The organism is Streptomyces sp. NPDC051364 (assembly GCF_040682115.1).
Lineage (GTDB): Bacteria > Actinomycetota > Actinomycetes > Streptomycetales > Streptomycetaceae > Streptomyces.
Window position 1 is genome coordinate 150,248 of the sequence record NZ_JBFBAH010000008.1, and the last position, 15,772, is coordinate 166,019.

The 15,772-nt window shown below is 73.2% G+C and carries 1 protein-coding gene; it reads left to right on the forward strand.

All coding sequences use genetic code 11. From position 1 onward, the window contains the following. Positions 1-23 precede the first annotated feature (23 nt). A complete protein-coding gene (locus AB0M76_RS19580; protein WP_365954024.1) occupies positions 24-15,752 on the forward strand; it encodes a type I polyketide synthase in 15,729 nt (5,242 codons plus the stop codon). Positions 15,753-15,772: the final 20 nt, after the last annotated feature.

Here is a 15,772-nt window from a genome sequence, read left to right on the forward strand (position 1 = left end):
TCTCCGAAAGGACCTGCGGCACAGTGCGCACCGATCTCGTCAAGCCACTCCCTGTCGCACTCCTGGAGAACGCGACCCGTTTCCCCCGCAAGGTGGCCTTCGCAGACGACCGGCGAGCGGTCACCTACGGCGACCTGGAGGCGCGCACGCGCCGGCTCGCCGGACATCTGGCGAGCCTGGGTGTCCGGCGCGGGGACCGGGTGGCCATCTGTCTCGGCAACACGGTGTCCACCGTGGAGAGTTACCTCGCGGTCGTGCGCGTCGGCGGCGTCGGGGTGCCGCTCAACCCTGCCTCGGCCCTTGCCGAGCTGGAGTACCTGCTGGCCGACAGCGGGGCCATGGTGGTCATCACCGATTCCGCGCAGGCGGAGAGGTTCCGGCGCTCACCGGCCGTGGCGCCCGGCATCACGCTGCTGGTGACCGGCGACGTCCCGGCGGGGGCGGGAGCCCACTCGTACGACGAACTCGCCGTCCGCGAGCCGGCCGTGGCCGCCGGGGACGACCTCGGCCTCGACGACGTGGCCTGGATGTTCTACACGTCGGGGACGACCGGCCGGCCCAAGGGCGTCCTGTCGACACAGCGCAACTGCCTCTGGTCCGTGGCCTCTTGCTACGTGCCGATTCCGGGGCTGACGGACCAGGACCGGGTGCTCTGGCCCCTCCCGCTGTTCCACAGCCTCTCGCACATCGCGTGCGTCCTGTCCGTCACCGTGGTCGGCGCCACGGCCCGGATCATGGACGGCAGTTCCGCGGAGGACGTGATCAGGGCACTGCGCGAGGACAATTCGACGTTCCTGGCCGGGGTTCCCACCACGTACCACCACCTGGTGACGGCCGCCCAGCAGAACGGTTTCTCCGCACCTGACCTGCGGATCGGCCTGGTCGGCGGAGCAGTCACCGGATCCCGGCTGCGCCGCGACTTCGAGGAGAGCTTCGGCGTCCCGCTGGTCGACGCCTACGGCAGCACCGAGACGTGCGGGGCCATCACCATCAACCCGCCGGACGGCGCCCGGGTCGACGGCTCCTGCGGCCTGCCCGTGCCGGGCGTCGGCGTCCGCATCGTCAACCCCACCACCGGGCTCGACGTGCCCGTCGGACAGGAGGGGGAGGTGTGGGTCAGCGGACCGAACGTCATGGTCGGCTACCACAACAGCCCGGAGGCGACGGCCGCGGCGATGCAGGACGGCTGGTACCGGACCGGAGACCTGGCCCGGCGTGACGACGCCGGCTACTTCACCATTTGCGGCCGGATCAAGGAACTCGTCATCCGCGGCGGGGAGAACATCCACCCCGAGGAGATCGAGGCGGTCCTGCGCACCGTCGAGGGTGTCGCCGACGCGGCGGTGGCCGGCGTACCGCACGAGACGCTCGGGGAGGTACCGGTCGCATACGTGGTCCCCGGCCCCTCCGGCTTCGACACCGCGACGCTGATCGACCGGTGCCGCGAGCTGCTCTCCGCCTACAAGGTGCCGGAGCAGGTCCACGAGGTCGACGCCATCCCCCGGACCGCGTCGGGCAAGATCAAGCGCCGCCTGCTGGCCGATCAGCCGAGCCGGCTGCGGTACGAGGCGATCGCACACCACGACGCGCTGCTGGGCAGCCGGCCCGACGCGACCGTCGCGGCAGCCCTGCGTGACCGGCTGTCCGGCCTGGAGGAGCGCGCGCAGCTGGTACTGCTGGAAGACCTGGTCCGTACACAGGCCGCCGTCGTGCAGCAGCAGCCGGGCCCGGATGCCATCCCCTCCGACCGGGCTTTCCGCGACCTGGGCTTCACCTCGATGGCCATCGTCGCCTTGCGCAACCGGCTGGTGGAGAGCACCGGGCTGCCGCTGCCCACCACCGTCGTCTTCGACCACCCCACTCCGGTGGCGCTGGCAGGCTGCATACGGGCCGAGGTTCTCGGGATCACCGGGCCGGTGACCGAGCCGGTCAGGGCGGCCGACCCCGATGAACCGCTCGCGATCGTGGGCATGGCGTGCCGTCTGCCGGGTGGCGTGGCGGGGCCGGAGGACCTGTGGCGCTTGGTGTCCGAGGGCCGGGACGCCCTGTCGTCCTTCCCCGAGGACCGGGGCTGGGATCTGGACGGCTTGTTCGACCCGGACCCCGGCCGTGCGGGTACCTCGTACACGGATCAGGGTGGGTTCCTGCACGAGGCGGGTCTCTTCGACGCGGGGTTCTTCGGGATTTCGCCGCGTGAGGCGCTGGCGATGGACCCGCAGCAGCGGCTGCTGCTGGAGGCCTCGTGGGAGGCGCTGGAGCGGGCTGGTATCGACCCGGGCTCGCTGAAGGGCGCCGACGTCGGTGTGTTCTCCGGGCTGTTCGGCCAGGGATACGGGACAGGCGCCGCTGCGGAGGCACCGGAGCTGGAGGGCTTCGCGACCACGGGTTCGGCGACGAGTGTGGCCTCGGGCCGCGTCTCGTACGTGCTCGGCCTGGAGGGTCCGGCGGTCACGGTGGACACGGCGTGCTCGTCGTCGCTGGTGGCGATGCATCTGGCCGCGCAGGCGCTGCGGCAGGGCGAGTGCTCGATGGCGCTCGCCGGCGGTGCGTCGGTCATGGCGACCCCCGACCACTTCGTGGAGTTCTCCCGGCAGCGGGCCCTGGCGGCCGACGGCCGGTGCAAGGCATTCGCCGATGGCGCGGACGGCACGGGCTGGGCCGAGGGCGTCGGTGTGGTGGTGCTGGAGCGGCTGTCGGTGGCGCGTGAGCGCGGGCACCGGGTGCTGGCGGTGCTGCGCGGCAGTGCGGTGAACCAGGACGGCGCTTCCAACGGTCTGACGGCGCCGAACGGGCTGTCGCAGCAGCGGGTGATCCGCAAGGCGCTGGCCGGCGCCGGGCTGGTCTCGGCGGATGTGGACGTGGTGGAGGCCCACGGGACCGGTACGGCCCTGGGCGACCCGATCGAGGCGCAGGCCCTGCTGGCGACGTACGGGCAGGGCCGGGACCCGGAACAGCCGTTGTGGCTGGGCTCGTTGAAGTCGAACATCGGTCATACGCAGGCGGCGGCCGGTGTGGCCGGTGTGATCAAGATGGTGCAGGCGCTGCGGCACGGGGTGCTGCCGGCGACCCTGCACGTGGACGCGCCCACCCCCCAGGTCGACTGGTCTGCGGGTGCGGTGGAGCTGCTGACGGAGGCGCGGGAGTGGCCGCAGAACGGCCGGCCGCGCCGGGCCGGTGTGTCCTCGTTCGGCGTCAGCGGGACGAACGCGCACCTGATCCTGGAGGAGGCGCCCGCGGAAGAGGCGCAGGAGCCGTCGGCGCCTGCGGGTGTGGTGCCGTTGGTGGTGTCGGCACGGAGCGCCGGTTCGCTCGCGGGTCAGGCCGGGCGGCTGGCGGAATTCGTCGAGGGCGCCGGTGAGGTGTCCCTGGCGGAGGTGGCAGGGGCGCTGGTGTCGGGCCGTGCGGTGCTGGGCGAGCGCGCGGTTGTGGTGGCCGGCTCGGACGAGGAGGCGCTGGTCGGTCTGCAGGCGCTGGCGCGCGGCGAGAGCGCGCCCGGTGTGGTGACCGGCAGTGCCGGTTCGGGTGCGCCGGGCAAGGTCGTGTGGGTGTTCCCGGGCCAGGGCTCGCAGTGGGCGGGCATGGGCCGTGAACTGCTCGACTCCTCCCCGGTGTTCGCCGAGCGGATCGCGGAGTGTGCTGCCGCTCTGGACCCGTGGATCGACTGGTCGCTGACCGAGGTGCTGCGCGGCGAGACCGAGCCCGAGGTCCTGGACCGGGTCGACGTACTGCAGCCGGCGAGCTTCGCCGTGATGGTCGCTCTGGCCGCAGTGTGGGCGTCGGTGGGCGTGGAGCCGGATGCGGTGCTCGGTCACTCGCAGGGTGAGATCGCGGCCGCGTGTGTGGCGGGTGCGCTGTCGCTGGAGGATGCGGCGCGTGTCGTGGCGCTGCGCAGCCAGGCGATTGCCGAGGAGCTGGCCGGGCGTGGCGGTATGGCCTCGGTGGCGCTGAGTGCGGACGAGGCGCTGGTACGGATCGAGCCGTGGGCGGACCGCGTCGAGGTGGCTGCGGTCAACGGGCCGTCCTCCGTGGTGATCGCCGGTGACGCAGAGGCTCTGGACGAAGCGCTGGAAGCGCTGTCCGCCGACGGCATCCGGGTGCGTCGGGTCGCGGTGGACTACGCCTCACACACCCGGCACGTGGAGGCGATCCGCGACACCCTCGCCGAAACGCTGGCCGGGATCACCGCGCAGGCCCCGACGGTGCCGTTCTATTCCACCGTGACCGGTGGTTGGGTGGCGGACGCCGGCGTCCTGGACGGCGGGTACTGGTACCGGAACCTGCGCGGCCAGGTGGGCTTCGGCCCGGCCGTGGCCGACCTGCTCACGCAGGGCCACGGGGTGTTCGTCGAGGTCAGTGCCCACCCCGTGCTGGTCCAGCCGATCACCGAGGCCGTCGATGCCGGCCACGCCGATGTGGTGGTGACCGGCTCGCTGCGGCGCGAGGACGGCGGCCTGCGACGGCTGTTCGCCTCGATGGCCGAGCTGTTCGTCCGCGGTGTGGCCCTCGACTGGGCCGAGGTTCTGCCCGCCGGGGCGACGTCCGCCCGCATCGACCTGCCGACGTACGCCTTCGACCACCAGCACTACTGGATCCAGACGGCCGCTTCCGCGACCGACGCGGCATCGCTGGGACTCGCCGGGGCCGGTCACCCGCTGCTGGGCGCGGTCGTCGGCATGCCGAACCCGGCCGGTCTCATGGCCACGTCGAGCTGGTCGCTCCGGTCGCAGCCCTGGCTCGTGGACCACCAGGTGTCCGATGCCGTCGTGGTACCGAACGCGGCCCTGGTCGAGATGTCCATCCGGCTCGGAGACCTGGTCGCCGCTCCCGTACTCGACGTACTGACCGTCGGTATGCCGGTGGTGCTGCCGCAGCGGGGCAGCCGCAGCGTCCAGGTGATCGTCGGCGAGCCCGATGAGGCGGGACGGCGGTCGGTGGAGATCTTCTCCCGCGCCGCGGACGCCCCTCTGGACGCGCAGTGGACGCGGCACGCGCACGGCGCGCTGGCTCCCGCCGGCGCCACCGTGACCTCCGCGAACGACGGGCCCGTCACCGAAGTGGCCCTCGACGGCTCCGCTCTCCGTGACGCCGGCCGTTACGGGGTGCACCCCGCGCTGCTGGACGCCGCCGTCCGTACGGTCGTCCCCGACGGCATGCTCCCGTCCGTGTGGACCGGGGTGTCCCTGCTGGCCTCCGGCGCCGGCGCTCTGCAGGTGCGCCCGGGCGGGACGTCGGCGGAGGGAACCGGTCTGCAGCTGACCGACCCCACGGGGCAGCCCGTCATGACCGTCGACGCGGTACGCGGAACTCCGTTCTCCCCCGAACAGGCAGGGATCGCCGGCGCGTTGCCGCACGACGCCCTGTTCCGCCTCGAGTGGACCGAGTGTGCGCTTCCCGCCCAGGACCGCGCCCTCGACATCGTGACCGTCGCGACCGGCGAGGACGTCGCTGCTTCGGCCGGCTCGGCCACGTCGATTCCCGACGTCCTGCTGTACGAGGCCGAGGCCGCGAGCGCGGCGGCCGCCGACCCCCGCGCATCGGTCAACGCGGCGCTGGCCGTACTCCAGGCCTGGCTCGCGGAACCCGCCCTGGCGGAAACCCGGCTGGCCGTGGTCACCGGGGACTGCGCCGACCCCGACGCGGCCGCGGTGTGGGGCCTGGTCCGCTCGGCGCAGTCGGAGCATCCGGACCGGATCGTCCTGGCGGACCTCGACGACGTCTCCCGGTCCGCTCTGGCGGCCGTCGTACTGAGCGGCGAACCGCAGCTGAGGGTGCGGGAGGGCGTGGCGGAGGTGCCCCGGCTGGTCCGCGTGCCCGTCTCGCAGGACCGGTCGGCGTCCGAAGCCGGGCCGCACCCGCGGCCGCTGGACACCGAGGGCACCGTACTGATCACCGGCGGCACCGGGACGCTGGGTGCGATGACCGCACGGCACCTGGTCAGCGCGTACGGCATCCGCCACCTGGTCCTGGCCGGCCGCCGCGGCCATGCCCCGGAACTCCACGACGAGCTGACCGCGATGGGGGCGTCCGTCACCATCGCCGCCTGCGACACGGCGGACCGGGCCCAGCTCGAGGCCCTCCTGCGGGCGATACCGGCCGAGCACCCGCTCACCGCCGTGGTGCACTCCGCCGGTGTGCTGGACGACGGGGTGCTCACCGAGCTGACCCCGGACCGGGTCGACACCGTACTGCGGCCCAAGGCGGACGCGGCGCTCCACCTGCACGAGCTCACCCGGGACCTGGACCTTGCCGCGTTCGTGCTGTTCTCCTCGGCGGCGGGCGTGCTGGGCAACCCCGGGCAGGCCAACTACGCAGCGGCCAACGCCTACCTGGACGCGCTGGCGCACCGGCGCCGCGGCCTCGGTCTGCCGGCCGTCTCCCTCGCCTGGGGCTACTGGGCGACGGTCAGCGGCATGACCGAGCACCTGGGCGCCGCAGACCAGCGCCGCAACCGGCGCATCGGCATGAGCGGGCTCTCCGCGAGCGAGGGGATGGCCCTGCTGGACGCTGCCCTGGCCGCCGACGCGGGCACCGCCGACACGCTGGTGGCGGCGAAGTTCGACCTGTCCGCCCTGCGGGCGGCTGCGGCCGAGGCTCCGGTCCCGCCGCTGCTGCGGGGTCTGGCCCCGTCGCCGCGACCGGCGGCCCGGGCTGCCGCTCAGTCCGGGCCGGAGTCGCTGAGGGAGCGCCTTGCCGGTCTGGGCGATGCCGAGCAGACCGAGGCCCTGCTCGAACTGGTCCTGCGGCACGCCGCCGAGGTGCTCGGACACACCACTGCAGATGCCGTCCATGCGACCCGGACCTTCAAGGAGGCCGGATTCGACTCGCTGACCGCAGTGGAGCTGCGGAACCGGCTGGCCATCGCGACCGGGCTGACCCTCTCCCCGGCGATGATCTTCGACTACCCGAAGCCGACGGCGCTCGCCGAGCGCCTGCGCGCCAAGCTCTTCGGCGCTACGCCGCACCGTCCGGCCGGGCCCGAGGCGCCCGCCGGGACGACCGACGAGCCGATCGCGATCGTGGCGATGGCGTGCCGCTTCCCGGCCGGCGTGCACAGCCCGGAGGACCTGTGGCGGGTCGTGGCCGACGGGGTCGACGTCGTCACCGAGTTCCCCGACGACCGCGGCTGGGACACAGAGCGGGTCTTCAACGCCGATCCCGACCACGCCGGCACCACCTACGTACGCCACGGCGCGTTCCTCGACGACGCCGCCGGGTTCGACGCCGCGTTCTTCGGCATCTCGCCGAACGAGGCGCTGGCGATGGACCCGCAGCAGCGACTGCTGCTCGAGACGTCGTGGGAGGCCTTCGAGCGGGCCGCGATCGACCCGACCACACTGGCCGGGGAGGACGTCGGCGTCTTCGTCGGGGTCAACAGCCACGACTACAGCGTGCGGATGCACCAGGCGTCCGGTGTCGAGGGATTCCGCCTCACCGGCGGTTCGGGCAGCGTCACCTCCGGCCGTATCGCCTACCACTTCGGCTTCGAGGGCCCCGCCCTCACGGTCGACACGGCGTGCTCCTCCTCCCTGGTGGCACTGCACCTGGCGGCGCAGGCACTGAACCGGGGCGAGTGTTCCATGGCGCTGGCCGGCGGCGTGATGGTGATGGGCACCGTGGAGACCTTCGTCGAGTTCTCCCGGCAGCGCGGACTGGCCCCCGACGGCCGGTGCAAGGCGTTCGCCGACGGCGCGGACGGCACCGGCTGGTCCGAGGGCGCGGGGCTGCTGCTCGTGGAGCGGCTGTCGGACGCCCGTCGCCGGGGCCACCAGGTACTGGCCGTGGTCCGCGGGTCCGCGGTGAACCAGGACGGCGCCTCGAACGGTCTGACGGCGCCGAACGGTCCGGCGCAGCAGAGGGTGATCCGCAAGGCCCTGGCCCATGCCGGTCTCGCCGCCGCGGACGTGGACGCCGTGGAGGCGCACGGCACGGGTACGACGCTCGGCGACCCGATCGAGGCGGATGCCCTCCTGGCGACCTACGGCCAGGACCGGCAGGCCGACCGGCCGCTGTGGCTCGGGTCCGTGAAGTCGAACATCGGGCACACCCAGGGGGCGGCCGGCGTCGCAGGCGTGATCAAGATGGTCATGGCCATGCGGCACGGCGTCCTCCCCAGGACGCTGCACGTGGACCGTCCGTCGTCCCACGTCGACTGGTCCGCGGGCGCCGTGGAACTGCTGACGGAGGCCCGCGACTGGCCGCGCAGCGGCCGGCCCCGCCGGGCCGGCGTGTCCTCCTTCGGCATCGGCGGCACCAACGCGCACGTCGTCATCGAAGAGGCCCCCGATCAGCCGCCGGCTCCGGCTCCGGAGCCCGGCCCTGAGCCGGCCGGCGTCCCGGTACCGGTACCCGTCTCGGCGCGGACGCCGGCAGGACTGCGCGGCCAGGCCGACCGGCTCGCCCGGTTCTTCGACGCCCGACCCGACGTACGCCTGACCGATGCCGCCCACGCGCTCGCCACCACGCGTGCGCAACTCGACCACCGCGCCGTCGTCCTGGCGTCCGACAGGGAACGGCTCTCTGCCGATCTGAGCGCCTTCGGACGCGGCGAAGCCAGCCCCGCCGTCGTCTCCGGCACCCCGACCACGGGCAAACTGGCCGTCCTCTTCACCGGTCAGGGCAGCCAGTGGGCCGGCATGGGCCGCGAACTCGCGCAGACCTACCCGGTCTTCCGCGAGGCCTTCGCCGCCGCTTGCGCCGCCGTGGAAGAGAACCTGCACGAGCACGCGGCGCGCCCGCTGCGCGACGTGGTGTTCGCCGCGCCGGGGTCGCCCGACAGCGAACTGCTCGACCAGACGATGTACACGCAGGGCGCCCTGTTCGCCCTGGAGACCGCGCTGTTCCGGCTCTTCGAGTCCTGGGGGGTGCGACCGGATCTCGTCGCAGGCCACTCGATCGGAGAGATCACTGCCGCGCACGTCTCCGGAGTGCTGGGACTGGGCGAAGCAGGCAAGCTGATCGCCGCCCGCGGCCGGTTGATGCAGTCCCTGCCCGAAGGCGGCGCGATGGTCGCCGTCCAGGCAGCTGAGGCCGACGTCGCCCCCCTGCTGGCCCGGGCCCGCGGTGTGGTCTGCGTCGCCGCGGTGAACAGCCCCGACTCGCTGGTGCTCTCCGGCGCCGAGGACGCCGTTCTCGCCGTCGCCGACGAACTGGCCGGCCGCGGCCACAAGACGCGCAGGCTGCCGGTCAGCCACGCCTTCCACTCCCCGCTCATGGAGCCCGTGCTCGACGAGTTCCGCACGGTCCTGGAGAGCCTGTCGTACCAGCCGGGCGCTCTTCCCGTCGTCTCCACCCTGACCGGCGAACCCGTCCGGGAAGGGCAGCTCAGCAGCCCCGAGTACTGGGTCGACGAGGCGCGGAACGCGGTGCGGTTCGGCGATGCCGTCATCGCGCTGAGCGACCTCGGAGCGACGACGTTCCTCGAGCTGGGACCCGGCGGGATCCTCGCCGCGATGGCGCTCGGCTCGCTCGGCGGCCGCGAGCAGAGCTGCATCGCCACCCTGCGCAAGGACGGCGCGGAGCCCGCCGGTGTCCTGACCGCCCTCGCGGAGCTGCACGTACGCGGTGTGGCCGTGGACTGGGCGTCCGTTCTCGGCCGGCCCGCCACGGCGGCCGGGGCCGACCTGCCCACGTACGCGTTCCAGCACCAGCGGTACTGGGTCGAAGCCGACGAGACCGCGAAGGGCGGCGCGGAAGCGCTCGGCACCGCCGGCGCCGGGCACCCGCTGCTCGGCACCGTCATCGAGATGCCGGGCGACGACGGCGAGACCGGCGTCGTACTGACCGGGCGGCTGTCGCCGCGAAGCCGCGGCTGGCTCCCCGGCGCGACGGAGCCGGACGGCGCCACCAGGGTTCCGGCCGCCGCGCTCCTGGAGATGATCGTCAGGGCCGGCGACGAGGTGGGTTGCGGAAGCCTCGAACAGGTCGTCGTCGAGGCGCCTTTGACGGTGCCGGGGCACGGCCACACCCAGGTGCGGGTGTCGGTGGACGGCCCGGGCCCCGACGGGCGCCGCCGGGCCGCCGTCCACGGCCGGCCCCTCGGCCCGGAGCAAGGGCCCTGGACGTGCCATGCACGAGCCGTGCTCGTCCCCGGAATGCCGCAGTCGGCGTTCGACCTGCGGGACTGGCCGCTGCCCGCAGACGGTGACGCACTCCTCCCGGGGGCGCACCGCGTGTGGCAGCAGGACGGACAGACCTTCGCAGAGATCGCACTTCCGGCCGAACTGGCCGACGAAGCCGCCGAGTTCACCCTGCACCCGGTTCTTCTCGACACCGCGCTGCGCGTCCTGGACGCCCGTACCACTGCTGACCTGTCCGTCTGCGCCGGCTTGGCCGTGTATGCGGAAGGCGCCGCCTCGCTGCGGCTGCGGATCACGCCGGCGCCGGACGGCCGCCACCTGCTGGAGCTCGCGGACCCGGTCGGCGAACCGGTGGCGGTCCTCGGCCCGTTGGCCCTGGGCACCCTGCCCGGAGACGGCGCCGAGGCGCCGGCCACGACGGTCGAGCCGGGCGCCTCTGCCGCCGAGGCGCAGACGACTTCCGGTGCCCTCACCCGGCGCGTGGTGTCGCGGAGCGAAGGGGTCGGCGATGCGATCGCGGGCCGGCTGGCCGGGCTGTCGGCCGCGGAGCAGCAGCGTGTGGTGACGGACCTGGTCCAGCAGAGCACTGCGTTCGTGCTCGGCCACCGCGAGTCGGACGGGTTCGACGAGGAGCAGTCCTTCAAGAGCCTTGGATTCGACTCCCTCAGCGCGGTCAAGCTCTGCAACCGCCTGCGCGACCTCACCGGGGTGGACCTGCCCGGCACGCTGGTCTTCGACTACCCGACGCTCACCCTGCTCGCGGCCCACCTGCGCGGCGAACTGCTCGGCGAGCAGGCAGCGGTGCCCGCCCCGGCCACGGCGGCGGCCTCCGTCTCGGACGAGCCGATCGCGATCGTCGCCATGAGCAGCCGGCTGCCGGGCGGGGCGGACAGCCCCGAGGAGCTGTGGAAGCTCGTGGTGGAGCAGCGGGACGCGGTGTCCGGGTTCCCGCTCGACCGCGGCTGGGACCTCGAGGGGCTGTACCACCCGGACCCGGCCCACCCGGGTACCAGCTACACCCGCTCGGGCGGATTCCTCCACGAGGCCGCGCAGTTCGACGCCGGGCTCTTCGGGATCTCCCCGCGTGAGGCCCTGGCGATGGACCCGCAGCAGAGGCTGCTGCTGGAGACGTCCTGGGAGGCGCTGGAGCGGGCGGGCATCGACCCGCAGTCCGCCAAGGGCAGTGACATCGGCGTCTTCACCGGAATCGTCCACCACGACTACGTGACCCGGCTCCACCAGGTGCCCGAGGACGTCCAGGGCTACCTCATGACCGGTACGGCGGCGAGCGTGGCCTCGGGCCGCGTGTCGTACGTGTTCGGCTTCGAGGGCCCCGCGGTCACGGTGGACACGGCGTGTTCCTCGTCGCTCGTGGCCATCCACCTGGCTGCACAGTCGCTGCGGCAGGGCGAGTGCTCGATGGCGCTCGCCGGCGGCGCGACGGTCATGGCCAGCCCGGACGCCTTCATGGAGTTCTCGCGGCAGCGCGGCCTGTCCGCCGACGGCCGGTGCAAGGCGTTCTCCTCGGCGGCCGACGGCACCGGCTGGGCCGAGGGCGTCGGCGTGGTCGTACTGGAGCGGCTGTCGGTGGCGCGCGAGCGCGGGCACCGGGTGCTCGCGGTGCTGCGCGGCAGCGCCGTCAACCAGGACGGTGCTTCCAACGGTCTGACCGCGCCGAACGGTCCCTCGCAGCAGCGGGTGATCCGCAGGGCGCTGGACACGGCCGGACTCACTCCGACGGATGTCGACGTCGTCGAGGCGCACGGGACCGGTACGGCCCTGGGCGACCCGATCGAGGCGCAGGCACTGCTGGCCACGTACGGGCGGGACCGGGATCCGCAGCAGCCGCTGTGGCTCGGCTCGCTGAAGTCGAACATCGGCCATGCGCAGGCGGCTGCCGGTGTGGCCGGCGTGATCAAGATGGTCATGGCCATGCAGCACGGCGTCATGCCCGCCACGCTCCATGTGGACGAGCCCACGCCTCAGGTGGACTGGTCCGCGGGCGCGGTGGAGCTGCTGACCGAGGCACGCGAGTGGACGCGCAACGGCCATCCGCGCCGGGCCGCGGTCTCCTCGTTCGGGGCCAGCGGGACGAATGCGCACCTGATCCTGGAGGAGGCGCCCGCGGAAGAGGCGCAGCAGCCGCCGGCGCCTGCGGGTGTGGTGCCGTTGGTGGTGTCGGCGCGGAGCGCCGGTTCGCTGGCCGGTCAGGCCGGGCGGCTGGCGGCGTACGTCGAGGGCGCCGACGGTGTACCGCTGCCGGGTGTGGCAGGGGCGCTGGTGTCGGGCCGCGCGGTGCTGGGCGAGCGCGCGGTCGTGGTGGCCGGCTCGGACGAGGAGGCGCTGGCCGGTCTGCAGGCGCTGGCTCGGGGCGAGAGCGCGCCCGGTGTGGTGTCCGGCAGCGCCGGTTCGGGCAAGCCGGGCAAGGTCGTGTGGGTGTTCCCCGGCCAGGGCTCGCAGTGGGCGGGCATGGGCCGTGAGCTCCTGGACTCCTCGCCGGTGTTCGCGGAGCGGATCGCGGAGTGCGCTGCCGCCCTGGAGCCTTGGATCGACTGGTCGCTGATCGACGTACTGCGCGGCGAGACCGAGCCCGAGCTCATGGAGCGGGTCGATGTCCTGCAGCCGGCCAGTTTCGCCGTGATGGTGGGCCTGGCGGCCGTGTGGAGCTCCACGGGAGTGGAACCGGGCGCCGTGCTCGGTCACTCCCAGGGCGAGATCGCCGCTGCCTGCGTCGCGGGGGCCCTGTCCCTGGACGATGCGGCACGCGTGGTGGCGCTGCGCAGCCAGGTCATCGCGAAGGAGCTGGCGGGCCGCGGCGGTATGGCGTCGGTCGCGCTGAGCGTCGACGACGCGGTTGCGTGGCTGGAGCCGTGGGCGGACCGGGTCGAGGTCGCCGCGGTCAACGGGCCGTCGTCGGTGGTGATCGCCGGTGACGCCGAGGCTTTGGACGAGGTGCTGGAGGCGCTGTCGGGTCAGGGTGTCCGGGTGCGTCGGGTCGCGGTGGACTATGCGTCGCACACCCGGCACGTGGAGGACGTGCGCGACACGCTCGCCGAGGCACTGGCCGGGATCGACGCGCAGGCGCCGAAGGTGCCGTTCTACTCCACCGCGACCGGTGGTTGGGTGACGGACGCCGGCGTCCTGGACGGCGGGTACTGGTACCGGAACCTGCGCGGCCAGGTGGGCTTCGGCCCGGCCGTGGCCGAGTTGCTCGACCAGGGCCACGGGGTGTTCGTCGAGGTCAGTGCCCACCCGGTGCTGGTCCAGCCGATCACCGAGACCGCTGACGACACCGGAACCGATGCGGTGGTGACGGGTTCGCTGCGGCGCGAGGACGGCGGCCTGCGACGGCTGCTGGCCTCGATGGCCGAGCTGTTCGTCCGCGGTGTGGCCGTGGACTGGAGCGGTGTCCTGCCCGCCGGGGCCGGGTCCGTACGCGTGGACCTGCCGACGTACGCCTTCGAGCACCAGCACTACTGGCTCCAGGAGGCGGAGGCAGCCACCGACGCCGCCGGCGATGCGGCCGAAGGCGCGGACTCCGACTTCTGGGCCGCGATCGAGCGGGCCGATCTGGACTCCCTCGGCGAGTTGCTGGAGATGGCGTCGGCCGACCAGCGCAGCGCACTGGACACCGTCGTCCCCGTACTGGCGGAATGGCGGGGCAAGCGCCGCGAGCGGTCGACGGCGGAGAAGCTGCGCTACCACGTCACCTGGCAGCCGCTCGAGCGCGAAGCCGCCGGCGTACCCGGTGGCCGCTGGCTGGTCGTCGTACCGTCGCCACGTCCGGACGGCAGTGCGACCGACGCCCTCCTGGAGGAGCTGACCGGTCTTGGACTGGGCACCGTCCTGCTGGAGATCGGTGAGCCCGACCGTACGCGGGAGGGGCTCGCAAAGCGGCTGACCGGCGTCCTGGCCGAACACGACCTCACCGGAGTGCTGTCCCTGCTGGCCCTGGACGAGCGGACGGGCAGCGGTCTGCAGGACCCGACCGCGGTCACGGCGTCGACGCTCGCGCTGATCCAGGCCCTTGGGGACAACAACGCCACCCAGCCGCTGTGGTGCCTGACCAGGGGCGCGGTGAACATCGGCATCCACGACACCCTCACCTCACCGGTGCAGGCGTCGCTGTGGGGCCTCGGCCGCGCCGCTGCGCTGGAACGGCTCGACCGGTGGGGCGGCCTGGTCGACCTGCCTGCCGTGAGCGACCCGCGTACGGCCCAGTACCTGCTCGGAGTGCTGAACTCCGCTGCCGACGAGGACCAGCTCGCGGTCCGGCGATCGGGTGTGTACACCCGGCGCCTGGTGCGCAAGCCCGTCCCGGAATCCACCGGCGACGCCGGCTGGCAGCCCCGGGGCACGGTCCTGGTGACCGGCGGCGCCGAGGGGCTGGGCAAGCACGTCGCGGTCTGGCTCGCGCAGGCCGGCGCCGACCGGCTCATCGTCACCACGACCGCGCAGGCATCCGGCGAGAGCGTGTCGGACCTGCGGGCCGAACTGGCCGGACTGGGCGTCGCCACCACGGTGGAGTCGTGCGAAGACTCCGACCGGGACGCGATCGCGCGGCTGGTCTCCGAGGCGGCCGCGGAGCAGCCGGTCACGGCCGTGGTGCACGCCGCCGACGTCACGCAGACCAGTTCCATCGACGACACCGGAGTGCAGGACCTCGCCGGGGTGTTCGCGGCCAAGGTGGACACCGCGGTGTGGCTGGACGAGCTGTTCGAGGACACCCCGCTCGACGCGTTCGTCGTCTTCTCCTCGATCGCGGGCGTGTGGGGCGGCGGCGGCCAGGGTCCGTCCGGAGCGGCCAACTCCGTCCTCGACGCCCTGATCGAGTGGCGTCGCGCCCGTGGACAGAGGGCGACGTCGATCGCCTGGGGAGCCCTCGACCAGATCGGCGTGGGCATGGACGAGGCTGCCCTGGCCCAGCTCCGGCGCCGTGGCGTCCTTCCCGTGGCGCCCCGGCTGGCGGTCACCGCGATGGTGCAGGCGGTACAGGGCAACGAGAAGTTCGTCGCGGTGGCCGACATGGACTGGGGGGCCTTCATCCCCGCGTTCACCTCGGTCCGCACCAGCCCCCTGTTCGCAGACCTGCCCGAGGCGAAGAAGGCCCTCCAGGCCTTGCAGGGCGACGGCGAGAACAGCGACGCCGCCACGTCCCTCGCGGACTCTCTGCGGGCAGTCTCGGACACCGAGCAGGACCGCATCCTGCTCCGGCTGGTTCGCGGTCACGCCTCGACGGTCCTCGGCCACAGCGGCGCGGAGGGCATCGGCCCGCGCCAGGCGTTCCAGGAAGTCGGCTTCGACTCACTGGCCGCCGTCAACCTCCGCAACAGCCTGAACGCGGCCACCGGACTGCGCCTGCCCGCAACCCTGATTTTCGACTACCCCACCCCGGAGGCGCTGGTCGGATACCTGCGCTCCGAACTTCTCCGGGAGGCCGACGACGGCCTGGACAGGCGGGAGGACGAGCTCAGGCAGGTCCTGGCGTCCGTGCCGTTCGCCCGGTTCAAGGAAGCCGGGGTGCTGGACACCCTCCTCGGCCTCGCCGAGGCCGACACGGACGCGGACGCGGACGCGCCGGAAGTGGAGCCGTCGGCGGCCGCCGCCGACGTGGAACTGATCGACGCCATGGACGTTGCCGATCTGGTGCAACGGGCCCTGGGCAAGACGAGCTGATCGCCTGTGAACGAATCGTG